Genomic DNA, 26,176 nt, shown 5'->3' with positions numbered 1-26,176 from the left:
ATAGGATGACGAAATCGGCTTAGAGATCTCGAGTTTGAACAGTCTTCCTGTCGTTCGCGTCTGCACGACGCGCAGCATCGTCAAGGAGGTCAGCGACTTCCTCGTCAAGCGCATCGAAGAAGTCTGCCGAGACGTTCATTTCGTCGAAATGCTCTCGAACCTTCGATTGGACAATCAGGTCTGCCATACGATTCCCCGATTCTCAGACCCCGACTTAATAATTAACGCCTCTATCGTTTGATTTCTCCCGTCCGATCGGTTCCGAGGACTCAGAATGCTCAAGACTCAATCAACTCTGTTGAATAACTCATATACCTCACCAACATCAGATACGTCAGATACAATCTCGGCCGAACCGGCCACGTCCCCGACGTAACCCATCAGTAACACTCGCCCTCCCTGTAGCGCCCGCTCCGCGAACCATCCTCCACTCATCAGTATGCCCACCTCGCTCTCCTACTGGACGATCCAACCCGACCGCTGGACGTTCAACGCACAGAAGCTTCGTGATTGGGTCGAATCGCAACTCGACAGTCGCGTCCTCAACGCGTGTGCTGGACGGACCCAGCTCACCCATAATGGGCGGATCGTCCGGAACGACATCAATCCCGAGATCGATGCTGACTATCACGTTGATGTCCGCGATCTTCCTGACATCCTCGAAGCTGAATCGTTCGATATGATCGTCCTCGACCCACCCTTCTCGGAACAACAGAACACGACTACTTACGATCGCGAGGACGACACACTACCTACGATCACCGAACTCGCTAGCGTGGTCGACGCCCTTCTGAAACCCGGTGGTCGCGTCATCCGACTCGGCTATACGACGACGCTTATGCCGCCTGGAGAGGAGTATCTGCTCGAAGAGGTCACCATCTGGAACACCCTCGGTCGCCAGCACGACTGGCTTGGGACCGTCGCTCAGAAACCCGATAACGAGACTGCGTCGGCAACCCGCCCAGTACACGTGACTGACGCCGCAGTTCCGAACGCAGGAGCCACCGCGTCAGGCGGTGTCGCGACCAGCGGGAACGGGAACACGCCCCTCTCCCTCGAGTACATCCGCCTCAGCCCCGAGATTATGCCTCAAGACGGCGTCGCCGACCACCTTGCCACCCACCTCTCCGGACGTGTCCTCGACGTCTCGACGTACGAACGGTCACTCTCCCACGACGGCCACTTAGTGCAGACGAGCGTTGACGAATCCGTCGACGCCGCGTACCACTTCGACGAGCGCGAACTCGCAGCCGAATTCGCTGCCGGCATCTTCAACACCGTCCTCGTGGACCTCCCGAGTGAGGCGTTCCAGCAGACCACCGATTACGCTGGCCGCACTACTGGCCGGGATACAGCACTCAAGCAGGAACTCCATCCACTCATCGCCGCGGGCGGCCAGATAATCCAAGTCGGCCACACCGCGACCTGTATGCCGCAGCGCCTCGACTATCGTCGATCCCGCGTCGCCGTCATTGAGCATCCCTGCGTCGAGCAGGACTGGATCATCAGTATCGACATGAAACAGAACACGGGACTCGATGTCCACGCGACCGACCGCTCACCCCTGGACATCCACGTGCCCGACTCAGACGCCGAGGGACAGCACTCGTGTATTCGGTGTGGCGAGGGCTGGTATCTCCACCCCTCCTGGTACGTCGACTGTCCTACCTGCGGAGCGCGACCCGAGAACTACTGCGTCACCGACGACGGCACCATCCTTTACCGCCCACACTCCGAGCGCCTTGACTACCTCGAAGAGCACCACAACCGACACGAATGCGATCCCGGCGTCACTTCCAGAACGCCATCCACTCTTTCCACCGACCAGGAGGACGACTCCACAACCGCCTCGACAGCCCCAACCGAACAGGAATCCCTCGAACAGTTCGCTTCACAGAAGAACTAACCTCTGTCCCCCACCCTTCCCAACACTATGTCCTCTCGCGCTCACTCTACGACAACTCGCCGCCAACACCATCAGCGCGCCTCAGCCCACGCCTGTCCCGAATGCGGAGCTGATCCGCTCATCATCATCTTCACTGACCCCGCCCCGAACGAGGACGCGACCTACTGGTTCGACTGTCCACACTGCACCTTCGCTTCGGCGCTTCGTGCGATCCCAACAACTGACGACGAACCCACTCCTCATGCCCCGTTAGCACAGGAAAATATCAACGAGTACGTCGCAGCGATCGACGTCGAACCACCGTTCTAACAGCACCCTCCTCGCTCGGTGTGTTTTTCTCGCTCTTCGAGCCTGAAAGCCCGTCGAACGGGCTGCGTGATCCATATGACCGAGACAGGCTCCACCACGTCCCCCGACGCCCGCAGCGAGACCTCCTACCAGCTCACTGGGCCCCGTCCAAGCGACGAACCGTACTCCGTCACAGCCATCGCACGCGACGACTGGGAGCCGGGTCAGCCTTGTCCCGAGTGTGGGACGTCCCACCTCCACGAGATGCATCTGAACGAGGAATGTGCGATTCATCACGATGGGTCGAGCGCGTTCAGCGCCGCCCTCGATCGACTCGGCACCGTCGAGTACTGGTGTCCCGAGTGTGAGACCGTCCTCTACCGCCACGCCGCATACGCTCTCTGGCTCGCCCTCACAAACAACCTTGACCACGACGCCTCAGTATGAGCTCTACTGCCGCCGTCTCGTCGACGTCGGACTTCCGGCTGGGTTTCCCCGACGACGTCGACGCCGAGGCCGCGAACACCGCCCGTCGCGTGATCAAGGCCGCCCCTGAAACAGACCGTGTCTACGCGCTCGTCTCCGGCGGCCACGATTCATTGACCGCGATGCACGTCGTCTATCAATCTCACTACCTCGATCTGGATGGTATCATCCACATCAACACCGGGATCGGCATCCCGGAGACGACCGCATTTGTCGAGGAGCGAGCAGAAGCGCTCGACATCCCGTACTACGAGGTCGGAGCGCCCTGCGACGATCCGGGCCAAGAGCACGAGTACCGTCGGCCGCACGAGGAATACACGGCGCTCATCCAGCGGTTTGGCTTCCCTGGCCCCGGAGCGCACAAGTATATGTACTGGAATCTCAAGGAGAAGCCGCTCTCGCGCTTCCTGAAGATGCTTGAGGACGACCTCCTTCTCATCTCCGGTGTCTCCCGGCACGAATCGCAGAACCGGATGGAAAACGTCGACGCGAGCGGTCAGCAGGAGTTCCTTGGCCATCCGACGATCTCTCCGCTCGTCGAATTCACTCCACTCGATGTTCGCCGCTACCGACGCAGCCTCGACCTCCCGATGTCACCCGTAAAGGAGACGCTCGAAATCTCGGGAGAATGCCTCTGTGGGGCGTTCTCCAAACGGAAAGAACTCCGGATGATCCGGCTCTTCTATCCCGATGTCTATCGGCGCATTCTCTGTCTCGAAGCAACCGTCGGCGCGTTCGCCGCCCTGGACGACGGACCCGACGAGGCGTACAACCGCTGGGGCCATAACCGACTGAAAGACCACGAACGCGAGGCGATGGACGATCCCGACCAGATGCTCCTCTGCCAGAGTTGCGAGCAACGCCATCAGTGCAATACCTCCTAACCGTCGCTCTGTACCACAACTCGTCACCTGAACGCTCGAACTCTCGAGATATGAATTCCTCCATCTCTCGGGACAGTACCTGTCTCGCGAGTCTTTCTTCGCGGCAGCTGGCCTGAGCCGCTGCACAGCACGGCATCCGTATCGTTCGTCAAGAACCGTCGCAACCAGCTTTTCACACTTCCCGCGTATGGCTTCCAGTTCTCTTCAGGTAGCTTCGGCTTCGACCGAGATACAACGTCCGTTCGCACCACCGCACGCGACATCCGAACCAGACACCCTTGAGGCGGCTCGCCGCCCCGCATATATCGGCTTTCTCTTCAGAGCGCCGTTCGCGACGGACGCCTACAAATTCGGCTTCACCACGGGCATCCGTGAAGACTATCGCCTCCAGGTCGACTCCTACCGGAATGTCGACCTCCCGGTGGTTATGCTCGACAACGAGTTCCACGACCCCGATCCCGACCGATACGTCGACCGGTTCCGCGAGTACGAGCCCGATGTAGCCGTCATCGGTGACGCTGACACGCCGCAGGACGCTCGCGAGTACACCCAACTCGCTCGCAACCTCCGCGAAGAGTACCCGTCGACAACGTACATTATCGTCCCGAAGTGCCACGAGGCAATCGAGATCATCGACGACGACCAGGTCCTCGGGTATCCGCTCGGCTACTCGTCCCTCCACGCAGACGACTACAGCGACCCTGCGGACTGGCGTGGCCGCCATATTCACCTGCTCGGTGGGAGTCCTCCCGTCCAGTACGAGGCGCTCCAGGATCTCACGCAGCCAACGCTCACAGGTGCGCCGCCGGCGAACATCGTCGGGATGGACTGGAACGGGCCGGCGAAGGTCGCCTACCTCGGAGAGTACTGGAGTCGCGATGGCTGGCAATCCGCTGACAATCTCGGGATTCGTGAAACTGTCCGTCGGAGTCTCCGTGAGATGCGTGCCTTCTGGCAGGAACGCAATCTTTGGCCGGAGACGACCCCCTGCGACGTTTACGGGGAAGCAGTCAAGGAGCCACAGGACCCCGTCTGGGCGGCGAGCGGGCGAAACATCTACGAAGAGCCGAGTCCGTTCGCTCCCGACGATGCACCGGTCTACGACCCGGAGAATCCCGACTACGATCCGCTCGAGGATGCGATCGTTGTCGAGTACGAGAACGGATGGACGCTTGCGTACCGCAACGAGTCGGAACGGAAGCGTATTGAGTACCAGGAGGGACTCACGCCCGTCAACGGTGATTAGTCTCTCCCGAGTTACCCCACGGCGAGGCATCCGCAACGTTCCTCGTGGGGTAACTACGGAGATCGCTATCACCTCTGAACGGGAATTCACCCAGAAACGCGGGTTTCTCCCCACCGCCAAGCAGGTGAAGTGTTTCATATGTCAACAGCTGCCTCTACTGTCGACCCGGACACGATCGCACAAGCCGGTGACTCGCCTGAAACCATCCGCGACAAGGTTCTCTACACGCTTTATCACACCGTCCCGGGAATCGAACTCGAGGATGTCCTCGAACTCCGGGTACTCATTGACCCGCCGACGAACGAAGATTCACATTCGAGGCAAGCGCAAGCCGTCCTCACAGCCGTCCAGGAGGAAGTAGAGTCGTGGTCTGACCCGCCGGCGATCCACACCTCACCCCCTGCCTATGAGTAAGGCGTCATCCAACGGAGGCGAAGACATCGTGACTGACTCAGACGACAAGATCCTCGAGGATCTCCCACCGGACCGATTTCTCGACACGTCCAACGCACGCCTCATCAAGGCGGGCCTGCACTGTATGCACTCCCGAGAAACAGTCCAGCAGTACCTCGCTTACGAGAACCAGCACGAAAACCGAACTTGGATACAACGACTCCTCGCGAGACGAGCCCGCGAACTCGCCGACGAACAGTCGGAGTAGTCACGAACACACCACCGCTTCAAGTGGTCACTCACCTATGCCATCCGAACAATCAACCCTTAGTTCCCTCAGTCGTTCAGACAACGACGACTCGTCAACGTCAACTGCCCAGACTGCGTCACCTGACAACTCCGACAGCTCGACTTCGTTACCCACTCCTCCAAGCGACGACGCCTCTACGCCAGTCGAGTCGGAGACGTCGACCGATACATCGGCTACCGACTGCTCTGGGGGACCACCGGCAAACCTCGATGAGGAGCAGATAACAACACTCGACGCCAGTGAGGAACTCGACGAATGGACGTCCAGCTGTGAGACGGAAGAACTCGATTACGCGTATCTCCACGTCCAGGTGGACGTGTATCGAACGCTCACCGACACGTGGTGGGGACTCCGCATCACGACGCAGGAGAAAATCATCGAGAATCCACGGAACAGCTACGGCGGGTACGTCGGACAGCGCTGCCCCGACCCCGACGAACTCGTCGATATGATCCTCAGCTGGGTGAGTTCAACACTTGCAACACCCTACCTCCCCCTGAATGCCCACGATCTCCCGATCGGCCACCATCTCAGGACGATTCCGAGTGACCGGATTCGCGTCTTCATCGCTGACGACGCGGTCGACTTTCTCACGGAACGCGACATCGCCGTGGATGAGGTACTCACTGCACTGGACGATCTCGAAGAGCACTCACCTCCCTCAGCGTACAAGGAACAGGCGAGAGAATACTACGCTGCTCAAGATACGATCGACGCTTCTCGTACGCGAATCCGGAAGCTCAAGCAAGCAATCGGGGCTGTATTCGGTATATCGACTGGATATGGAGGGAAGATCCCCAGTGCCCCGCCAGTTGAGTATGCCTCACTCTCACCGAACGATCTCCAAGACGAGTTGGAAACGGCTCGCGAAGCCCGGCAGACAGCTGAAGACAAACGAGATACCCTCAAGGAGGAACTGACGTCAAAACAGTCGGTGTGGGCCGACGAGCTCAAAACAACGCTAACAGACCGCCTCCACTCCTTATAGAAAATGCCGCCACAACAGACCCTCACGGAATTCAACGCTGGCACACCTCGACCGTTGCGGGAACGACACCGGACTGCGGAGACTGGGTGCGCGTGCCCAGAGTGTGTGGAAAATATCGCGTCGACTCACGGCGAACAGCCACTGTCAACCGACCGCGTGCCCGTTGATTTGCAGGACGAGATACACAGTCCAGCGATACGGATGATTGGCTGGTCGTGTGATGAGTGCCACATTGTTGTACCGCGAGATATGGAGGGAGCAAATTCGTGCTGGTCGCGGATGACGAACGCCGCGAAAACATATGTCGGCGTTCTCGTGGATCGTCCACAAGCCAACGATGAATTGGTTGTCCCCGTCCATCGTGACGACCTGCCCTCTGAATTCACCAACGAAGCAGACCTTTTCTGTCCTATCTGCGATTCAGAGTATGGTGGATGTGTAACATCTGCTCGAGTACCCTGTCGCCCGTGCCGGGGTGGGCCGCCTCATCGACACTGGACCAAGCCGTGGGGCGACCCAGTGCGATCGAAACCTCTAGAGAGGATTTCATAGAACACTGTCTCTATCACTTCGATTACTTCGATCAGTACGAGAAGAGGTGTCTGACACACTCAATACGTCTACATCTCCGCAGGGTCTCGAGCCCGTTTCCGATAGTGATTATAGAGATCTTCACCCCATTGGATCACCGCTTCATTTGAACTGAGGATCATCGCGATATGTTCTCCCTCTCCGGTTCTATTATACGCACCAATCGCGATCTGCTCCCTATCGTAGATACCAATACCGAGCGTCAGTGGTTCGTCGAGACAGAAAATCTGAAAGTTGTCGTAGTTTGAGTCGTCCAGAAAGTACTCCATCTCCTCTTCATGGAGTCGCTGGTAGAGCGAGGCGTCGACGATCGCCTCCCCTTTCAGACCAAGTTTGAGCAGTTTATCGTACGCGCTAAAGAGCGTCGGGTTGAAGATCGATGTCAACACGCGGAAGTGGTCAAGCCGTGGATCGCAGAGTTTGAGAGCTGTCGCCAGGACGATTCCTGGAGAGTGGGGTGAGGAGACATACAGCTTTGCGTCAGCGAGGGCTCGAACTGGAATATCCGTTCTAATTGGACTGAGCCGTTGGAACCAAGGTGCTTTATCCAACACCTGCTCGATTGTCTCGGCCAGTTCCTCATACCGTTCTACTGTTTGCTTCCCAGCGGGCGTGAGCCTGTGAACACCGTCGCTCTCTACACTCCATCCTTCCGTCTCAAACATCCGTAACGCTCTCCGAACAGTTGCACGCGACGGAGACCCGTTGGTTGTATCCACCAACTCGCTCGGACGGCTGGGTTGCTCTACAAGCGTTTGTAACAGCGGGATAGTATGTTTCGACCGAGTTAGCTGGGTGAGTGGCTCGCGATCGAGACCATTTGGACACGATTCAAACGCTTCCAGCGTGATTTTCCCCCCTGTCGTCAGTTCATATCCACCAGCATCAGCTGTTTTCGTCAAGCCCCAATCGGTAAGTTGCACGAGATGTTTCGATGCCGTCTGTCGGGTGATCTCTCCCGATTCTGCGATAGTCGAGGCCGTCTTTGCGCCCTCGTCGAGTGAACGCAGTATATCTAAAGAGGTGGACCCAGCAAGATCACTAATGAATTCACGGACGACAATCCGTTCGTCCGTGAGTGGATTTGTGGTCGCACGCTCGGACTGCGTCACTTGTTTTCACCCGTTACTAAACTACGTACCCAACGCTATGAATATATCGCACAAATCTGATATTGAATCGAGCTTATTCGAATACCCTTCCCTTTCAAAACCCAACCGAAACCCGTCTCTCAGCGGTACTTTTTACATATACTGATACAAAGAGCGACTATCGTGAGCTCCCAACTACCACCGGCACCGTCCGGTTATCCGGTCCTCAAAAACGCTGTCCAGTTCGCTCGCGATCCATTCACGTTTGTAGAGCGGGCGACGTCGGAGTGCGGAGACATCTACCGGATGGCTCTCCCGGCAGTCGACGATGTCTTTGTTTTCACTCATCCGGACTATCTTGACCGTGTCCTCGTGTCCGATGTCGAAGCCTTCGGGAAAACCGAGGACTATCAACGCGCGTTCGGGAACGGCCTCCTTTCGGTCGAGGGCCAGAAGTGGCGACAACAGCGTGATATGTTACAACCGCTCTTCTACCGAGACCACATAAGAGGCTACACAGAGCAGATGGTTGCGTGTACCGAACGACGTCTCGAGACGTGGATTGAGGGTGAAACACTAGATATGGAGCCTGAGATGAAGAACCTCACTCTGGAGGTTCTCTTTTCCACACTGTTCGGTCGTTCGTTGGTCCCAGGCGAGGATCAAGAACTTCGAGATGCCGCTGACGGACTCAACGAATGGTTCACACCATCATCGTGGATTCTGCCACCGTGGATCCCGACACCAGCACGGCGTCGATTCAATCAATCCACAAAGCGCCTCCGTCAGGAGGTTAGAAGATTACTCGAGGAAGGAAGCGACCGAACAGGATTCTCAGAGGACGGGCCAAGTGGGTCAGACGTCCAATTGAACCCTAAGCAGGCGCCTGCTCACACAAATACTCCAGACCTGCTCACACAGCTCCAACAAGCTCGTAACAAGGCAGATGAATCAGACCTTACAATCGAGGAAATCGAAGATCAGCTAATCACGATGGTTTTTGCGGGGCACGAGACGACCGCCGCAGCCCTTGCGTTTACCTGGTACGCGCTGGCGACGAAACCAGACATCCAGGAGCAATTCCAAGAGGAACTGGATACGGTCCTTGATGGAGAACGGCCGACTTACGACGACCTCCAAGAGTTGGAGTTCACAGATCGCATAATTACTGAGGCGCTACGGCTCTACCCACCAGTTCATACGATCCCGCGCCGGACGATGACCGATGTCGAAATCGGCGGGTATCGGATTCCTGAGGGTCACGAGATTCACCTGTCTGTAATCCACGTCCATCGAGATGGACGGTTCTATGATGAACCGATGGCGTTCCGTCCGGAGCGATGGACCGATGAGTTTGAGGAGGAACTCCACGACTTTGCGTACGCACCCTTTGGTGGTGGACGTCGAACTTGCATCGGTCGGGAGTTCGCTCTCTTAGAAGCAAAAGTAGTGCTGGCAACGATCGGGCAGAAATTCCAGTTTGACTGGGAGAAAAACGAGACAATCGAGCTCGAACCCCGGGTTACGACTCGGTCAAAAGAAGGCATTCCATTGCGGATTCAGCAGCGTTAAGATCAAAACTTGCACTTGGTTCGATAAGAAACTCACCCCGTAATTGTCGATTAATACTCTACCTTCCAGAACCTGTGAATGTTCATACATTTTGACGGTGTAAACACGGGTGAGTATAACACACAATCCGCTTATATTCATAAGCGCATCTCATGAACCGGAATTCAATCATCTATCTGCTACTCATACCATATCTTAAGCAGTCATTACGATTCGATATCCGACTAACCCTCCTATCCGAACTAGACAACATCAGCTCACCACCAGTGCAACCCACGCCACTACGCAAGCACCGCTCTGTCAACCGACCACCCGCAATAATAGATGCCCTATGACGACGATCGTAATCACACTTAAAGACGGCAAGATTACCACCGACGGAGGAATCGATGTTTCGACCAGCCAGTCGACGGCTCCGACCACCAATTCTCACAATATCAATCGTCACCTCGACCCCGACACAGTAGTTGACCTCATCGAACAAACGCCCGAAGACGAGATCTGCGCCCGGCAGAGCACCAACCACCCAAACTGGTCCCGAGGTGACCCCTGTCCTGTCTGTGAGAACACCGAACTCGCGATTATGGAGCTTAGAGAAGCCACCTACAACTCATCCGATGGCGAGTTCGACTTCGACCACTTTACTGATAATACGGGGCCACAACTCTCAATTGTCTGCAAAGAATGCCAGACACACCTCCTCCATATCCCCTATTACACGTTGACTGCATAGGCCGACTACGGCTGGTTCTTATTATTCTGAAGCACAACTATCGTGATCGCCTCTAAGCATCTACCACTTAATTGGCACTCTTAGGCAGTCGCAAGAACAGTTCGCTTTTATTGGTGTGGGAGTAGAATACACACCCAGAAATGTGTAAAGTCGACGATCTCATAGCAGAGTATGGGTTAACAGCGCCCGGATCTGACTATAACTCTGTAGATGACTACCTCGCGAAACGGTGGACTGGGGCTGACGGCCGCACTTCAGAAGGGTATAAAAAACTCACAAACTGGTTCAACAAACGAGTTCTCAAATCGATATATGAGGAACACGGGAGATCAACCGTAAGCATTCATCTGGACCGGGAATACGATGTAATTGTAAACGAAGATAACATCCAACGCACCGAACTCGCGGCGGACCTGGAGGGCGACGGGATGGACATCGACGAACTCAAAAAAACACTCGTCTCTCACGGCACAATCCGAAATCACCTCAAAAACTGTCTTGAAGTCGAAAAAGACACACAGTCCACAACCAAATCCACCACTACCACTCGAGAGAAAGCCATCGCGTCGGCGAAGCGAATGGCTACCTCAAAAACAGAAAACATCCTTCCAGAACTCGCAGAAGACGGCGTTGTACCTTATGCAGACGAAGCTACCGTCGACGTCGAAATCAGACTACAATGCCCCAAATGCGACACACGGGTCCCCATCGAAGATGCAATCAAGCGCGGGTACGTCTGTAACGACCATATGACGGATCCAAACAATACAGACCCACCCAACAACTCAACTCCAGATCCGCCAGAGAATACCGAATCTGACGAAGACGATTCACATCACCAATCAGATACAACGATGAATTCTATACCCTCATCACAAACCTCTCTCCTGCTCTCTCTACTGGCCCTCGGAGTCACTTCGTTCTCGTCCCAATCGCCTATGCTAATAGATAGTATGCTCAACACCGCGTAACCATGACCTGGAATCTAGAAATCGAAAATATCGCAGGCATCCATCGAGGGGAGGCTACGATCGAATCCGGTGTGAACGCCGTCCGAGCGAGCAACTGGCAAGGAAAATCGAGCTTCCTCACCGCAATTGAAACAGCCTTCGGAACTGAAACAAGCCTCACCGAAGGCCAAGATCACGGTCACGTTGAGCTCGAAATCGACGACACCACCTACGCTGTCGACCTTGACCGAACCAACGGCACGATTACACAATCCGGCGATCCATACCTCACCGATGATGTCGATCGCGTCTGTGCTGACCTCTTCGCGTTCCTCGATGAGACCAACGAGGTCCGGCAAGCCGTCCGTATGGGTGAAAACCTTGAGGACCTCCTCACTCGTCCCCTCGATTTCGAGAACATCGACGAGCAGATTGCCGACCTCAAAGCCGAACAGAAACAGGTCGAGACCGAACTCGATCGAGCCCAAAACGCTGCTAACCGCCTCCCGCGCCTCCAAGAGAAGGTCACAACGCTCGAATCCCAACTCGAAGACCTCCAAGAAGAGTGGGACGAACTCGACAACGAAGCTTCTTCAGATAGTGACGCTCGAGACGAGCTGAGTAACCTCCGCGCCCAGCTCGAGAAGACCAAGACAGACATCAACCGGTACGAATCAACCGCAGATCGCGTCGAAGATGAACTTGAAGCAAAAAAAGAGGAACTTGAGACGTTGGATGTCCCAACGCACGAGGATCTCGAAGACGAACTCGAGAATCTCCAGTCTGACCTCCACGAAATCGAACGGGATAAAGAACTCCTCCAGTCGATCTATGAGGTAAATCAGCGCGTTCTCGAAGAAGACCATCTCTCGCTTCTCACAGACGTCTCTTACGATATGCTCTCTGACCAGCTTGCCTGCTGGATCTGTGGCAACGACACCTCTCGTGAAGAGGTCGAGGCACAGTTAGACAGTATCTCTGACCGTCTTAACTCACTTCGCGACCAAGAGTCGACTCTCCGTAACAAGGTGAACGAGCTTCAGGAGAAACAACAAACCGTACGGGACGCGGAGCGGAAAGAACGCGACCTTCGCGACCGCATCGGAGAGCTTGAATCTCAGCTGGATGACGCACAGACGAATCTTGAATCGGCCAGAGAACGAAAAGCCTCCCTCGAAGCACAGATTGACGAACTCGAAGATCAGGTCAGTGAGACGCAAGACCACGCGACTGACCTACAGAGTGAGATCAAATACACGGAAGCCGAGCTTGAAGATGCTCGTGACGAATTTGAGACAGTCAAGTCGGAAGCCTCGAAGCGTGATGTCCTCGAAGAGGAATTCGAATCTCTCCGCTCCGAGGTCGAGGACCTCCGAACACGCAAGGAGCGTGTGAAGCGAAACACCCGGGACGCGTTCGATTCGGCGCTCTCCGACATTCTTACGAGATTCGACGTCGGGTTCGAGACAGCACGCCTCACCGACAACTTCGACCTCATCGTCGCACGTGGAGGTCGCGAAGCCAGCCTTGACGCTCTCAGTGAAGGCGAGCGGGAACTCCTCGGTATCATCGCTGCTCTTGCCGGCCACGAAGCATTCGATGTCGCTGACCGGGTTCCCGTTATGCTGCTCGACGGGCATACCGGTCTCGACGATACCAACATCCACCACCTCGTCGATTACCTCTCCGAACGCGTCGATGTCCTCGTCCTCTCCGCCTTCCCCGAGTACAACGCCTTCGAGGGTCACGAAGTCACTCCAACCAACTGGGAGACCATCTCCTACGGAGACGATGTTGAGGAAGTCGTAGGATAGCTCTCGCTGCTCACTATCGATTTTATACCCCCGCGGGGGGTTAATCTCTCAACGACTTTTTGGGAAGACGCGACTTCCGGCTCTCATATACTACACTGTCCGACCGCCCTGACGTTCACTCATCACGCCTACGAGTAGCTGCTCTACTGTCTCCCGATCGCGGAAAACACTTTGTCGCCGGACCACATATCCGCAGGTAAGTTCGCCCCCTATGCGGCCAGTAGCACTCGCAGCTACCATCATCCGGGTTAATATCCAGTCCCGGAGTGGTGATGTATGACCTCCCGGTTTGATACCCCCGCGGGGGATCAAGACAACCCCCGCCCATCCGACGAGCCTTCATTGACGATCTCTAGGGCTACACCTCGGCAGTTTTCCAGCCTCTTCGTCGCCTTCCTTCTCCTTTCGAGTGTCTGCTTCTCTACGATTGCGGTAGTCGCGACCAACGAATCCAACTCCACCGCGCAACCGCCGGTTGACGGGAATGCTCGTGTATTTGTCGCGAGTGACCGCGATACGGAGGCTCTCGGCATTCCGGGTGGCGGTCGTGGTGGCATCCTCCTCCAGTATGTTGTGGAGGCCAACGCGTCGACTGAAAATCTCTCTCGTGCCGTCGACACCTACACGCTTACGACCAATCCAGAGACGCGCGTCCGTATTGATGGCTCACCCCGGACACTGCAGGAGTACCGACTTGACCAGCTGGCGAGAGTCGAACGAACAAACTCAACGAGTCGGTGGCCGGCGAGCGCACCGGACCGGGAGGATAGCCTATTCATCAAAGACGGCTTCATCGCGTATATGGGTGCGACCAGCGCTGCCGAAGTGAACGCCCCGGGAGCGGAAACAAACGGGACTTATCTGATGGGGCCAGACGGGCGTGTCCTTGAGTACGTCGACTACCGCGTCGCCCTCCCAGAACCAAATACGACAACCCGCTATGTCCGCGAAACAAAGGACGTTACCCTCAACATCCCGGCGCCGGAGGACAACTCGTCGGACGACGTACAGACTGTCACCAAGACAGTTGAGTTCGAGACGCTCGACGGTCACACCATCACACGCACCGTCAGCGCCACCGGTCGTGGCCCGCTAACCGTAAATCGCTCTGTGACAGCAGTCGTCGGCGGCTATCGCACTAACACCACATACGATCTCGCCTCACAACGGGTTGAGCGTAACCTCAGCATCGGCGATCAGACGTGGTCGAAACACACGACACCAGAAACATCGCCACGAGAGGCCCGTCATATCGACTACGCAAACGCTCCCCCTTCGGATGGCGAGAGGCAACGTCTAGAGCTCCAAGCGACGATCAACGTCACCGCGGAAGTCACCACTGATCACTATTTCTACCATCCGCACAACGATACGTGGACGTACACCCACACGGAGGTCAATGCCACCTATGATGAGCTCACCGTTGCCGACGATCGGCCAGTCCACGTTGTCCCACCAGATAGCGTTTCGATTTCCCAGCGCGTAATTGAGGAACCACACGATAGCCGCTCCATCGTCCTCTCTATCGAGGGCCCGGAGCATCTCTCTGAGCGGGCACTCTGGAGTTGGGCCGCCTTCAACGTAGAAGGAGACTCGAATGCCAGTGCCCAACGCCTAACGAACGTCTGGCAGGTCTACGGTGTCCGTCAGTACCGCTGGGGTGAAACAACGTCGAACTGGGACACAGACCCACAACGTACGGAGTTCCCACCAACACTTGCCCTCCGACTCACTGCTCGACAACCGTCCCCAAGTGTTGAGGCCGTCGGAGAAACGGATGTGTATCGTTACGGACGGGTGACGGATCTCCGCCAGCGCACTGTTCCTGGCGTCTCGAAGCGGGCGACCCTGGCGGAAAATGTGAATCTCACTACGGCGACCGCCAACCAGACCTCGAGAATTGTCATCAGGGACGCCCCCGGTCAGATCACCTCAGTAACGTCGGTCTTCGGGGATGAAATACCCGTCTCGACAACAGAGGTCACCTCGATGGAGGATTCGTCGCTCACCTACACAGTGATTCCGCCGGAAGAAGGGGAAGAAAACGAGCCGCCGGAACTCAGACTCCGTCTTACTGGCCCAGACGGAACTCCACTCCCGGATCGGAAACTGATCTTGACCGGGGCGGTCGAATCCTCAGTCACTACAAACGACAACGGTGTCGCCTACGCTACGTTCGATAGTGCGACGATCACCGCGCGCTTCCCTGGTGACCCATACACAGAGAATCACGACATCTACTACTCGTCCAGCCACACAACCGCGATCTCTCCCGGAAACGGGAGCCTGATTGTTGATCTCTGGACGTTCTTTTTACAGCCAGTACAGGCCGCTCTCCTCTCGCTGGCTGTGAGCGTAGGCTTGCTCGTCGGGGTCGGCTGGTATACCATCAAGTAGCCATCCCTCGCAATATTCTCTCAAGACTGACGACACCCACTTCTGCGTCATTCAGCCGGCCTTACGAACTTCAGTTGACGATGAGATCGTAGCGCGACTCACTGTCCTCGGTCAATGGCCATCTCCGATTGGTTCGGGGATAGAAGTTTTAGGTATTGGACAACGTATTCTGACACAGCGATTCACATGGAGCGCTCTCCAACCACCCTTAGTAGGTGGCTCTACCGTGTCGGTTGCCGTCTTCGCCACCGAAAGTCTAGGGACTCAACAGAAACCTCCGCAATGGAACCGTCAACGTCATCCAGCATCCTCTCGGCCAAAATTCAAGACCGTCTCTTGGGTATCGCACCTACAGCTCAACAAACCGTTTCCTCCACTGCGGCGATGGCTGCCCTCCCGATCATTCCGCTATTTAATCCCCTTGACCCAGAGGATTGGTTCGAGGGGATCGTCAACACGCTCGCGACCGGCTTGACGAACGTCCTGGGCGAGGTTTTCGTGGGAATGGTCCAGGAGTTTCTCGTCATCGACCCGTTGTACTACCAGGAAGGAGCGAATGCAACTTTTATACAGAATCTCCAGTACTCGCTGATTCTCTTTCCGACCGTCATCGTCCTCGGGACGATCGCGGCACTCTTTTCGGAAGCCCCAGAGGGCTCCTATTTACGACAGGGTATCCGTATTGTTAAGGCCCTCTTCGCACTCGCTCTCATCCGTCCATTCCTCCACGTCGCGGTCGTCTTCACGAATAGCGTTACGAAGCTCGTGATGCCCGAGACTTACGCGGTCTCCCTCGCCGGCCCCGCCCTCAACAACGCCATCGGCGATTTGATGGGCTCGGCTATCGCCGCTGTGCTCGTTTACCTCGCCGCCGGTACAATCTCTCTCATCGCTATCGCTCTCGTTGTGATGATCCTCTTCCTCCGCATCTTTATGATCCATCTCGTCTACACCGCTTTCCCGATCCTGCTTGTTATGTGGTACACCGACTGGGGACCACTCCGGTACGCGAACGACGTCGCTATGTTTGTCTTCAAGGTCACAGCGTATCTCCTCCTCGCGGGGCCGCTCATCGCGCTCGCTCTTCAGACCGGCTGTAGTATGTCCGCCCCGGACATCTGTGTGGCTAACGCGAGCGGGGCTCACGGCCCGGAAGCACTCACTGCCGGAATTGACCCATCGCAGAATAAGCTCGTCCTTTGGAAGCGGTTCCTCGGCTGGCTTTCCGGCCTCGGCCTCGCCGGTTTCGTCGGGATACAGGCCCTGTCGATGGGTGGGAGTTCCGCCGGTCATCTTCTAGGGTTTAGTGGCCTGAGTGCGTTACGCGGCGGTGGCAGCGGTAGTCCGTCTTCGTCCGGAGGTAGTGGTGGTGGAGGAGGTGGCGGTGGACCGACTCCGTCCGGTGGCGGTGGCGCCGGACAGCACACCCTCCGAAACTTCGGCGGCGGTAGCGGAACCGGCCCAAAGGCGTATGGAGCGACTGGCTCAGCAAAACCCGAATTCCACCCCCGACAGGCAGCTAGTTCGGCGAAAACTAATCTGAAACAACGTGTCTCATCGGCACGGGATACTGCACGGAGTAACGCGCAGCGCGCCTACCGTGGCGTAAAATCACGGAAAGAATGGATGAGTCAGGCTACGTGGGGACAGGGCGCTCGAGCTGGGGCCGGATTAGCTGGCGGTGGCGTGGCGCTCGGTGCTCGCGAGGCAAAAGCGGGTGTGAGCCACGTGAAAAATAATCTCAACGAGCCGATTGCGAATTGGCCCGGCCACGTCTATCGGCGGGCGAAGAACGGCAATTGGAACCCACCGAATGACGATCTGGGTGCAAGTACGGAAAGCGAAGTCACAGCGGATAATGAAGTGTTGGCACTACCTGAGGGGGATCCGCCTCTCCCAGAGGGTGAGACTCTGACCCCAGAGTATGAAGACAGAGCACTCGATCCCAAGGAAGCTCAAGCGGTTGCTGGCGGGTCCGACATCGAAGACGCGAATCCGCATTCGGTCAACGAATCAGTCCAAGCTTGGTACGACCGCGTGAAGGCAAAGGACCAGCAAAAAGTGGAGGCGATGCGCCCTGACCTCATCAATCGAGATGTCTCCCCGCCTTCCTCCTCACCATCGGAGGAACAAATCCAGGAGTCCGTCGACGACTACGTCGATAGAACCCGCAACACAGACTCATAACGATTCAACCTGAATCCCTCCACTGGTACCGAGTCCCCTCCAGGACCACATTAGAACCAGTAATTGACCCTTCTATGCTGTTGCTCGAGGGGCGTGCTTCCCGGCTGATATTTTAAATAGCAGAACGCGGTAGATTAGTACAGAAACACAAACACATGGGTTCCGAAACGACCACCGCCCGTCGCGTGCTGGCGACTCTCCCTAGGCACCCACTCTCGATCTCGGATTTCATCAGCCTCCAAGCACCCGATAGTTTCGAATCCACCTCCACCTTGGACGGAACCGACATTCACACCCGAGTCGACAACTCCAACATTCAAAATCTGGGCGGCGTCGTCGCTATCGGTGATGACTGGGTCGACCGTGAGGGCATCGTTGGCTTCCGCTTCATCGCCGGAGACACTTGGTTCGGTGTCGGCTTCGAACCAGAGACTGGCTGGACCATCCTCACCGAGGATTCCATCGACGAGAAGTTCTCGCAGGCTATCGATGATCGTATCGCGACTTGGGCAACCACCTTCTACGAGGAGGAAACCGTCCGGCCGTCGTTCTATGATACTTTCGCGGCCGCCTGTGTGTCCCAGCTTCCCCCGCGCCCGCTCCAGCACGGTGAACTCGGGGAGATACTCACTCCTGGAGGGATTTACCAGGAGTCCTTCGTTGAGGTGGTTCCCGTTCCCATCATCCAGATCGAACACACCGACAAGGTCATCGCCTTTTTGATGAAGGTTACTGCCCCTGATCGGTCCGGTCACGTCGTTGAGTATGGGTACCGCCTCCACACCGACGGCGTCTGGCGCAAGGCATGGGCTGACATCATCCCCGGCGAAGAGACCGAGGAAGTCGGTCTTCGTGATCGGCCAGTCGCCACTCTCATCGATGACGCCAATCAGGATTACTTGAATGAGATCGACTTACTCGTGGAGCCTCCGACCGATCACATCCAGATCGAGGTCTACATCGATGTGATGTCACCAGAGCCAGCACCCGGTGGTATGTGGACTGCGGCATCTGACTGGTTCCCATCCATCGAGTACGGTGCTCCTATCGTGGGCCTAAATACTGATGAGAATCCGGGCGAATTGACCGTCGTCGGCTACCTCGAGGGAACGGAGACCGCCGTTTATGTCGGTCTCAACCGCCAGGATGACACGTGGGAAGAGATCATTTCTTTCGACCGCCCCGCCGACAAACGACAGGACACGGAAGTTGTCAATGCTATCGACGGCTGGCTTCAGAGCCAGTACGGCGCTCTCGTTGGGCCGTCGCACCACCCGCTCATCCAGCTCACCGACTGGGAGTCGAAGGTTCCCGACCTTTTTGCTTCCAAGTAATCGACCTCGATGTCAATCGGGGAGAGAATTTTTAGGCATTCACGACACGTATTCACACGAGACGTCCCATGAAACGGTACCCAGTAGCCGGCCAGTTACTCGAGCATCGCCTCTTCTTCGGACTCAGCGTCAGCGATCTCGAAGTCGGCGTAATCCCACTCGCCGCTATCATCCTTGCGTCCGGTATCAACAACGTCTTCGAGCCCTCGTTCAGTGGGCTACTTACTATCGGAAGCGGGATTCTCGGCCTCCTCGTCGGCTTGTACGTTCTCTGGCGAACACCTGCCGGTCAGACCCCTCGCGAGTGGCTCTTCGGGGCTGCAAAACACATCGTGGGCCCGGATCGCTATCTCTGGCAACCCGTCGAACGCGGTCTCGTTTCTGGACAGCACCTTGACGACATCCGTACTCTACATTCTGAGGATTCCGAAACCTCCGACGACAACAGCGATCCGGACCCAGAAACCTCGTCCTCGAGTGGCCCCCAGCAGTCCGCCTCAGATGATAACAGCGGTCAGCAAATCGTAACTGACGGCGGGCAGATGCACTCTCGCGAACGCCCACAGCGTGACCCGAGCCAGTACTACCACCAGCTCACGCAGGAGGAAACAACAACGCAGGCGCAACTAGCTTTCGAGTATGTTCGCGAAGACGGCATTCTAGTCACGGAGAGCGACAACGAGGAACCTGCGTACGTCGGCCTTGTTCACATCACCCCGACGAGTTGGCTTTCCCTCGACGATGAAGGACGCCAGTCTACGATCAACGCGTACGCTGACGTTCTCCGTGGAATCTCCTACCCCTTCCAAGTGCTCGCCCTTCCTCGTGAATTTGATTTGACGACGCACTTCGAGGAGATCGAACGTGCAGCCTACGAGGCCGAGGATCCGCCAGACATTATGCAGCTTGGTCGGTCGACGTACATCGACTGGCTCAATGAGTCGGTCGGTACCCGGCGAGTCAAAGTTCGTGATTTCTACATCGCCGTTAGGGTCGAGAGTTCGCACGTCCGAGAACAGTCCTATGGACACTCTACAGACGTTGTTTCGGGATCTCTCTTCCAACGAATCGTCGGCTGTGTCAATTCTGTCACCTCCTCAGTTCGTTCTCGGATCGGCTCGAATACCGACGACGACGTCATCGAACGACAGTGTATTTCTGAAGTTAGAAGTCGGCAACACGAGTTTGCCGAAGCACTCCCCAGGACCGGTGTTCAGACCGAAGTGATGGACGACCGGGCAGACGTTCTGGACGTCCTCTACCGCTACTACAACCACGCTGACTCACCACTCGACGAGTATTCTCCCAAATCCTACGCGGAAGTTCTCCCAGCTCGCCGGTCGTAGTGATTCCCGACCATCTCAGCATTTCTTCCTCCATCTTCTCGACTGTTCCTGCGGCGCTTGAGGTATCACACCTGCCAGCGTTACCCCACGAGTGAATTATCTCCGCACTTTGTGGGGTAACTCGCTATCCTCCCTCAACCCACTTGCCGAAACGTCTACTTTGTGGAAAGCTATCAACGGGCGAAACCATTTACCGAGGCACTACGTATCCCACGATAGCATGAGTAGCGTCCCAGTAGCCTGGGTACTCGGAATAGCATCCGCTACCGGGCAAGTGCAACAGATCATTCAGACGATCCAACGAGCGATTCAAGGCGGCCCGAACGCCCCGTCACCATTCATTCTTATCGGCGTCGCCGTCGGCGTCGCCCTCCTCCTCGGTCTTGGTATTCTTGCGTCACGCCGACTTGTCGGTTCGAGTCAACATCCATCTACAAACGCAACGAACGGCGCACCTGAGACGGAGGTCGACAGCGGCCGTCTGAATCGTCTTCTCTCTTGGCTTCCCGGTGGTTCTGGATCTATCCCTGGTGCCGGTACCTCCGCCCGAACAGATCCAGCCAACGTCAACCTCGAGAAAATCGACGACGAAACCTTCGACCGCGCCGTCAGCATCCTCGAACAAGAAGGCCGAGAGACGAGTCGGGCAAACATCCGTGAACAGGTTGCTCGCCTCATCGACTTTGAGGCCGCAGACCCCGACGAATTCCGCCTTGGACTCATCCAAGACGCCGACAGCCAAGCCCAGATCGACCAAGCGAGCGTCGCCCCACCAAGTATCGTCCCCGAAGATCCAACCACTCTCTACCGGAACGGCGAATTCGTCCGTATCCTCACTCCCGCAAGCGCTCCTGAGAGTGTCTTCGGTGGCTGGCTTATCAACCTCACCACGACCAATCTTGATGTCCGCGTCAGCTATCATCACACTCCCCGCGACCCCACGACGATTCGTGGTGCCCTCCAGGACCGTCTCACTGAACTCCAGATCGCCCTTTCTCGGAAGGAGGAAAAGGGCGCGACAGACTATCACGAAGACCTCAACCGCCGGGAAGAACTCGATCGTCTCCTTCGTCGCCTCACCGAAGGGACGACTCGACTCTACGACATCGGTATCTACATCGAAGTCGCTGGCAGTACCCGCGATGAACTCGAAGAGACCGCTCGGAAGGTCCAGCAACTCGTGGCTGACCGCGACGTCGAACTCGTTCCCCTTGAATTTCGCCAACTTGAATCCCAAGACGCGATCGCACCTGTCGTCTCCGACCCCATCCAGAACACGGACCTTATGGAACACGACGCGGCGGCCACCCTCTTCGGCTTCGTCGAGCCCGCCATCGCTCACGAGGACGGTGTCCTCTATGGCTTCGATGAGACTGGAAACCCTGTCATCGTCGACCGATACAGCCTCTCCGGCTTCTCTAAAGTCATCACTGGGAAGATCGGGTCCGGAAAAACGTTCGCCGCGAAACTTTCTCTCTGGCGCCGTCTCCTCATCGACCCTGAATTCACGGCTATTGCATTCGACCCCACCGGTGACGACTTTGTCGACTTCTTCGAGACCCTCGGTGGCGATGTCGTCACCTTCGGTGGCGACGTCACCATCAACCCGCTCGAAATCCACCGCGGTACGGGTGAGGCTGAAGACCCCTACAAGGACAAACTCCGTTCCTTGACGGGGATGGTGCGGACGTTCTACGATCAGAGCGGCGACAGCCTGAGCGCTGAACGTGCTGGTCTCATTCAGCAGGTCTTCCACCTTGCATACCTTATGTACGGTATCACTTCCGAACCCCGCACTCACGAACGCGAAAACCCCACTATGGAAGACGTCCTCGACATCCTCAAGGCTCTTGCTGATGGTGAGGACCCACTTGAATTCGTCAGCTACCAAGGAGACGCTACCGAACTTCACCGTGAGGAACGCGACGAGCTCGATGAACGCGTCGACGAAGTCACCTCCCGACTTCAGTCGAAGGACGATAGCAACCTCAAGTCCGAAGCCAACAGCCTCCTCCGCTCGCTCGAAGCCTTCCAGCCAGGTGGCGTCGCTGCGAACCTCTCTGGGAAGACGACCGTCGACCTCGAGGACGAGCGGCTCATCGTCTTCGATATGAGTGCCTTCCAGGATACCAATCAAGCCCCTCTCCTTCAACACGTTATGCTTGATTGGAGCTACCAGCGGGCTCGCGAGAACTCCCGCCGGATGGAGGTCATCTTCGAGGAGGTTCACTACCTGCTCAGTCAGAAATCTGCCCGCTCGCTCATCGGCCTGTTCACCCGCCATTCCCGACACTTCAACGCTGGCTTGACGCTCATCTCCCAGACTGCAGAAGAATTCATGCAGGAGACCGACGATGTCCACTCACCACGCGCGATCTACGACCAGTGCGACATCAAGCAGCTGTTTTACCAGGAATCAATTTCAGACGAGGTGATCGACTACTACGACCTCTCCCCAGCTGATGTCGAGGCCATCCAGAGCTTTGCACGTGGACAGGAGTCCGAGTTCAGTGAATGTCTCCTGAGCGTCACCGGAATCGCGCGTCGACATCTCGAAATCCACGCGAGCGAGCTCACGGTTGATCTCCTTACTGAACCTGAGACGGCCGCCGCAACCGCTCAGTTGGTTGAACAGCGTCGCCAACAGGCTGCCACCGCCCGCAGTGAACAGACTACCACCCAACCAGAAGAGAACGCCGAGACTGCCGGTGGTTTGGGCGAAGAAGCTGCTGAGAAGGAAACTACTGACTCCAGTACGACACCCAGCGAAACGAGTGAGCCACCAACTGACCCCATCACAGACGGAAGTGGGGGCTCATCCTCCTCTGGGGACACTGCTGACGACACTAATTCCGAATAATACCCTTCCCTTCTCTTCTCGCTCGGTCTACCTTGCCTCTCGTCATTTCACACCTTCCCTGTAGTCCACCAGTACAATCGGAGAGAGCGGGTTTTCGCCTGTACCCCCGGTGGAGTTAAGTGTTAGACCAGCATGGTTCAAACTAACCGGGAGACAGATATGACCAGCGTACTCCTCGGTGTCCAGCTCGCAGCTTTTGCCATCGCGGATGCCCTCCCTGGTGGCCTACGCGGGCTTGGACTCCTCACGGCTGCCCGCGCACAGTTCGCGACCATAAAAGCCGACCTGATGGCTCAGGCCGCGCCGATTTGGACTCGGCAGATGAGTGTGATCTTGCAGGCAGACTGTCCAGATGGGACTGAGGTTAGCTCAAATGAAGTCATCCAGTCCATCCACAACATCAACGACTTCATCTTCCTCCTTGGATGGACGCTTGTGCCCGGAGGATTCGTCCTCGGAGGTATCCTCTACTTCTACGGCTGGAACCAGTCTTGGAAAAAGCGGGGCCTCCGGCTGATGGTTGGCGCGGTCGCGATCGCCGGCGTCATCCTTCTTTGGGGCGCTATCGCTAACCTCATCCAGTGGGCGACCGGCGGCACTTGTGCGCCCACCACGTAACGGCGTTGAGTCGATTATTGGCGCTGGCAGACTGCCGCCTTGCCGTCCCCATCTTCTCGGCATCATCAGTAACTACAACCTGTGACCACGCTCTTGTTAAGGCGAGCTGTCACACCCCTTTCGCTCTCGGAGTACCGCAATCCTGTCCTCGACTGAGGGGTGCACTCGAAGGAACCACTCGATAACAAACGGAGCCCCCCATGGAAGGGACGACGTCTCCGTCTTTTTCGAACTCTCCCTCGCTCGGAGATCGGCAACCGACTGCAATGCGGTTATCGCGGTCTCACTTCCCACCCGTTGTCGTTCGTATTCGTCGGCAGCCAACTCAGCTCGGCGAACCCACCGTACGAGGCCGAACCGGAACCCGAATGCGAGAATGCCCATCACCACACCGAGTGTCTGCATCGATGGCGAAACAACCGCGAGTATCCCACCGACACCACCGAAGAAAACCAATCCGGCCCCAGCAGCGAGGCGAAGATGTCCAAGAACGTGATGCCCGTGCTCGTGGTGGAGGATTGCGCGGAGTGATTCTGGCGAAATACTGTCATCTTCGAGGAGGGTCTCGCCAACGAAGACCCGGCGAAAGGGCCAGACACCCGCCGCCATCGCCGTCGAACGAAGCCCCACCGTGGCAACCCAAATCGACGTGTGGGGGTCAGCATCGATCTCCTCTGGTACGATCGCTGCGTATTCTTCAGGTGTGAGCGGCCGCGCCATATTCAGAAACGGCAAGAGCGTGATTGCGAAGAACAGGTAGGTGAACGTGAGCGCCCAGGTCACCGGCATTCTGAGCTCAGATGGAATCGGCAGCGCCGTCCACGGTGCTACAACTAATATAAAGAGTCCACCAACGACCAACGCAACCCGGAGAGCGTGATCGTGGCGCGCCTCCGGCGTCTCAAGATGACTTGTCGTCTCCCTCCAAAACATCGAGATTAACGGCGCACCTGTCACCGCCAAACACCCGAAATAGCTCGCAAGGATGAGCATCGGAAAGAGTCCTTTGACGACGACATTCGGTGAGGGCATCGGATATTCTGGCGTTAGTCTAACAAAGAACACCCAGACCAGAGTGGTGAATCCACCACTGACGATAGACCCCCCTAAGAACAGCACGAAGAAGTTGTTCAAGTGATCTGGAAGCCAAGAGACCCACCGAAAGCCTTCGGACACTTCATATTCTTCCGAGGCGGTTTGATCCGTGTTTTCCGATGATTCCGTCGACGCCGATGCCTCTTCGCGGTTCAACCTATACTCATCGTAACGGTTTACCGCAGCACCGATCTGCCAGCCAAGTGCCACTGCGATAAGCATCGGGACCGTCACCCCGACGAAGAGCAGCGCCGTCGCCGATGTAACCCCAAACACGAATCTGACCAGAACATAACTGAAGCCCGCCACTATAGGGGCAGTAAGAAATACACCCAACCCCCACCAGACCAACGTATCGACCGGCGAAGGTAGCCACGCAAGCGACGAACGAGCCTCGGATAGTACTCGTCGCCACCGTGGACAGGGGCTTGAGTCGCCATTCGAGGGCATCTTTTACCGTAGATCATGCTATCTGAACCCAAAAATTGTCCGGGGGAACTCCAGTCCCTCGACCCACTGGCTATGAAAACGATTGCTTAGGAGACATCAGCGCATCGACTGAGCGAGCAATCGACCGGCCCCAAACTCCCGAATAGTATTTTACGCTGAGCAGATGAAATATCTGTAGAGGCCACTACTGGCTATGCCGACGCTCCCAGCCTTCACTCGAGCTTGGCTCTCGCCGGCCCCGCTCACCGATGACCATACCCAGTCGCCGCCCGATGCAAGGACAGATCGTACTTCGCATTCGTCGCGGTCGGTAGAGCCGACCCAGACGTCTCGATCCACTCGCTCAGGCCGCCCGAGGAATCGCCGTCCCCTGTACGGTGTTCTGTTGGCCCTGAGCGTCATCGGTATCCTACTCACGGCGGCCACTGGCCCAGCTCTCGCAGCACACCCCGCTGACTCCACGAGTACCACAGAGAGCCAGGACCTCTCTTCTACTTCGCTGCAATCCACGAATACAACCTCGCCGTGCCAAACTCAGAACAATAACTCGTACGGATGGACGGAACACTACGCGTGTATTCAAGTTCATCTCTACCAGCAGGATCAGGATCTCTCGATCTTCCCAGAAGACGCAACA

At 56.7% G+C, this 26,176-nt stretch carries 20 protein-coding genes; 17 read left to right on the top strand and 3 right to left on the bottom strand.

What is annotated here, in order from left to right; all coding sequences use genetic code 11:
* Positions 1-19: 19 nt before the first annotated feature.
* On the bottom strand, positions 20-187 hold the full coding sequence (locus J2754_RS10650; RefSeq protein WP_211087404.1) for a DUF1931 domain-containing protein: 168 nt from the start codon (positions 185-187) through the stop codon (positions 20-22).
* A gap of 252 nt (positions 188-439) precedes the next feature.
* On the opposite strand from J2754_RS10650, the gene J2754_RS10645 reads away from it, so the two are divergent.
* The 7 genes from J2754_RS10645 (at position 440) to J2754_RS10615 (ending at position 6,501) form a co-directional block, all read left to right on the top strand.
* Positions 440-1,906 (top strand): TRM11 family methyltransferase, encoded by a 1,467-nt coding sequence (locus tag J2754_RS10645; RefSeq protein ID WP_211087403.1) that lies wholly within the window; start codon positions 440-442, stop codon positions 1,904-1,906.
* A 384-nt stretch (positions 1,907-2,290) separates the two neighbouring features.
* The gene (locus J2754_RS10640; protein WP_211087402.1) at positions 2,291-2,641 is read left to right on the top strand and encodes a hypothetical protein; all 351 of its coding nucleotides are present in this window, start codon (positions 2,291-2,293) and stop codon (positions 2,639-2,641) included.
* A complete protein-coding gene (locus J2754_RS10635; protein ID WP_211087401.1) occupies positions 2,638-3,564 on the top strand; it encodes a phosphoadenosine phosphosulfate reductase domain-containing protein in 927 nt (308 codons plus the stop codon). The genes J2754_RS10640 and J2754_RS10635 overlap by 4 nt, the downstream gene beginning before the upstream one ends.
* Before the next feature lie 229 nt (positions 3,565-3,793).
* Complete coding sequence (locus J2754_RS10630; RefSeq protein WP_211087455.1) at positions 3,794-4,810, top strand: DUF6610 family protein; 1,017 nt, start codon at positions 3,794-3,796, stop codon at positions 4,808-4,810.
* 138 nt (positions 4,811-4,948) lie between these two features.
* Positions 4,949-5,224 (top strand): hypothetical protein, encoded by a 276-nt coding sequence (locus J2754_RS10625; RefSeq protein WP_211087400.1) that lies wholly within the window; start codon positions 4,949-4,951, stop codon positions 5,222-5,224.
* A 28-nt stretch (positions 5,225-5,252) separates the two neighbouring features.
* The gene (locus J2754_RS10620; protein WP_211087399.1) at positions 5,253-5,471 is read left to right on the top strand and encodes a DUF8129 domain-containing protein; all 219 of its coding nucleotides are present in this window, start codon (positions 5,253-5,255) and stop codon (positions 5,469-5,471) included.
* A gap of 37 nt (positions 5,472-5,508) precedes the next feature.
* A complete protein-coding gene (locus J2754_RS10615) occupies positions 5,509-6,501 on the top strand; it encodes a hypothetical protein (RefSeq protein ID WP_211087398.1) in 993 nt (330 codons plus the stop codon).
* 620 nt (positions 6,502-7,121) lie between these two features.
* Here J2754_RS10615 and J2754_RS16615 read toward each other — a convergent pair.
* Positions 7,122-8,204: a transcriptional regulator FilR1 domain-containing protein gene (locus tag J2754_RS16615; RefSeq protein WP_211087397.1), complete on the bottom strand. Its 1,083-nt coding sequence runs from the start codon at positions 8,202-8,204 to the stop codon at positions 7,122-7,124.
* Positions 8,205-8,366: 162 nt separating this feature from the next.
* Here J2754_RS16615 and J2754_RS10605 point away from each other — a divergent pair, with 162 nt between their 5' ends.
* The 10 genes from J2754_RS10605 (at position 8,367) to J2754_RS10560 (ending at position 23,994) form a co-directional block, all read left to right on the top strand.
* Positions 8,367-9,755 carry a cytochrome P450 gene (locus tag J2754_RS10605; RefSeq protein ID WP_211087396.1) on the top strand — a complete coding sequence of 463 codons (1,389 nt, stop codon included), beginning with the start codon at positions 8,367-8,369 and terminating at the stop codon, positions 9,753-9,755.
* 331 nt (positions 9,756-10,086) lie between these two features.
* Positions 10,087-10,488: a hypothetical protein gene (locus tag J2754_RS10600; RefSeq protein ID WP_211087395.1), complete on the top strand. Its 402-nt coding sequence runs from the start codon at positions 10,087-10,089 to the stop codon at positions 10,486-10,488.
* A 140-nt stretch (positions 10,489-10,628) separates the two neighbouring features.
* A complete protein-coding gene (gene rdfA, locus J2754_RS10595; protein ID WP_211087394.1) occupies positions 10,629-11,459 on the top strand; it encodes a rod-determining factor RdfA in 831 nt (276 codons plus the stop codon).
* A gap of 2 nt (positions 11,460-11,461) precedes the next feature.
* Positions 11,462-13,252, top strand: a complete 1,791-nt coding sequence (locus tag J2754_RS10590) for an archaea-specific SMC-related protein (protein ID WP_211087393.1) — start codon at positions 11,462-11,464, stop codon at positions 13,250-13,252.
* Positions 13,253-13,528: 276 nt separating this feature from the next.
* A complete protein-coding gene (locus J2754_RS10585; RefSeq protein WP_211087392.1) occupies positions 13,529-15,649 on the top strand; it encodes a DUF8186 domain-containing protein in 2,121 nt (706 codons plus the stop codon).
* A 384-nt stretch (positions 15,650-16,033) separates the two neighbouring features.
* Entirely contained in the window at positions 16,034-17,836 is a 1,803-nt protein-coding gene (locus tag J2754_RS10580; protein ID WP_139175811.1) for a TrbL/VirB6 family protein, read from the top strand.
* A gap of 272 nt (positions 17,837-18,108) precedes the next feature.
* Positions 18,109-19,170: a hypothetical protein gene (locus J2754_RS10575; protein WP_139175813.1), complete on the top strand. Its 1,062-nt coding sequence runs from the start codon at positions 18,109-18,111 to the stop codon at positions 19,168-19,170.
* A 68-nt stretch (positions 19,171-19,238) separates the two neighbouring features.
* Positions 19,239-20,516: a TraC-like domain-containing protein gene (locus tag J2754_RS10570; RefSeq protein ID WP_089768557.1), complete on the top strand. Its 1,278-nt coding sequence runs from the start codon at positions 19,239-19,241 to the stop codon at positions 20,514-20,516.
* Positions 20,517-20,736: 220 nt separating this feature from the next.
* Positions 20,737-23,376 (top strand): VirB4 family type IV secretion system protein, encoded by a 2,640-nt coding sequence (locus J2754_RS10565; RefSeq protein ID WP_211087391.1) that lies wholly within the window; start codon positions 20,737-20,739, stop codon positions 23,374-23,376.
* A 159-nt stretch (positions 23,377-23,535) separates the two neighbouring features.
* Complete coding sequence (locus tag J2754_RS10560; protein ID WP_089768562.1) at positions 23,536-23,994, top strand: hypothetical protein; 459 nt, start codon at positions 23,536-23,538, stop codon at positions 23,992-23,994.
* Positions 23,995-24,090: 96 nt separating this feature from the next.
* Here J2754_RS10560 and J2754_RS16610 read toward each other — a convergent pair whose 3' ends face one another.
* Positions 24,091-25,398, bottom strand: a complete 1,308-nt coding sequence (locus tag J2754_RS16610) for a M48 family metallopeptidase (RefSeq protein ID WP_175454668.1) — start codon at positions 25,396-25,398, stop codon at positions 24,091-24,093.
* Between the last annotated feature and the right edge of the window lie 778 nt (positions 25,399-26,176).

Origin of the sequence: Halarchaeum nitratireducens, assembly GCF_017874695.1 — an archaeon.
GTDB lineage: Archaea > Halobacteriota > Halobacteria > Halobacteriales > Halobacteriaceae > Halarchaeum > Halarchaeum nitratireducens.
This window is presented reverse-complemented; position numbering and strand designations above follow the sequence as displayed.

Coding starts and splice junctions, on each gene's coding strand:
- J2754_RS10650 (WP_211087404.1), bottom strand. CDS start 187: ATGGCAGACCTGATTGTCCAATCGAAGGTTCGAGAGCATTTCGACGAA.
- J2754_RS10645 (WP_211087403.1), top strand. CDS start 440: ATGCCCACCTCGCTCTCCTACTGGACGATCCAACCCGACCGCTGGACG.
- J2754_RS10640 (WP_211087402.1), top strand. CDS start 2,291: ATGACCGAGACAGGCTCCACCACGTCCCCCGACGCCCGCAGCGAGACC.
- J2754_RS10635 (WP_211087401.1), top strand. CDS start 2,638: ATGAGCTCTACTGCCGCCGTCTCGTCGACGTCGGACTTCCGGCTGGGT.
- J2754_RS10625 (WP_211087400.1), top strand. CDS start 4,949: ATGTCAACAGCTGCCTCTACTGTCGACCCGGACACGATCGCACAAGCC.
- J2754_RS10615 (WP_211087398.1), top strand. CDS start 5,509: ATGCCATCCGAACAATCAACCCTTAGTTCCCTCAGTCGTTCAGACAAC.
- J2754_RS10600 (WP_211087395.1), top strand. CDS start 10,087: ATGACGACGATCGTAATCACACTTAAAGACGGCAAGATTACCACCGAC.
- rdfA (WP_211087394.1), top strand. CDS start 10,629: ATGTGTAAAGTCGACGATCTCATAGCAGAGTATGGGTTAACAGCGCCC.
- J2754_RS10590 (WP_211087393.1), top strand. CDS start 11,462: ATGACCTGGAATCTAGAAATCGAAAATATCGCAGGCATCCATCGAGGG.
- J2754_RS10585 (WP_211087392.1), top strand. CDS start 13,529: ATGACCTCCCGGTTTGATACCCCCGCGGGGGATCAAGACAACCCCCGC.
- J2754_RS10580 (WP_139175811.1), top strand. CDS start 16,034: ATGGCTGCCCTCCCGATCATTCCGCTATTTAATCCCCTTGACCCAGAG.
- J2754_RS10570 (WP_089768557.1), top strand. CDS start 19,239: ATGAAACGGTACCCAGTAGCCGGCCAGTTACTCGAGCATCGCCTCTTC.
- J2754_RS10565 (WP_211087391.1), top strand. CDS start 20,737: ATGAGTAGCGTCCCAGTAGCCTGGGTACTCGGAATAGCATCCGCTACC.
- J2754_RS10560 (WP_089768562.1), top strand. CDS start 23,536: ATGACCAGCGTACTCCTCGGTGTCCAGCTCGCAGCTTTTGCCATCGCG.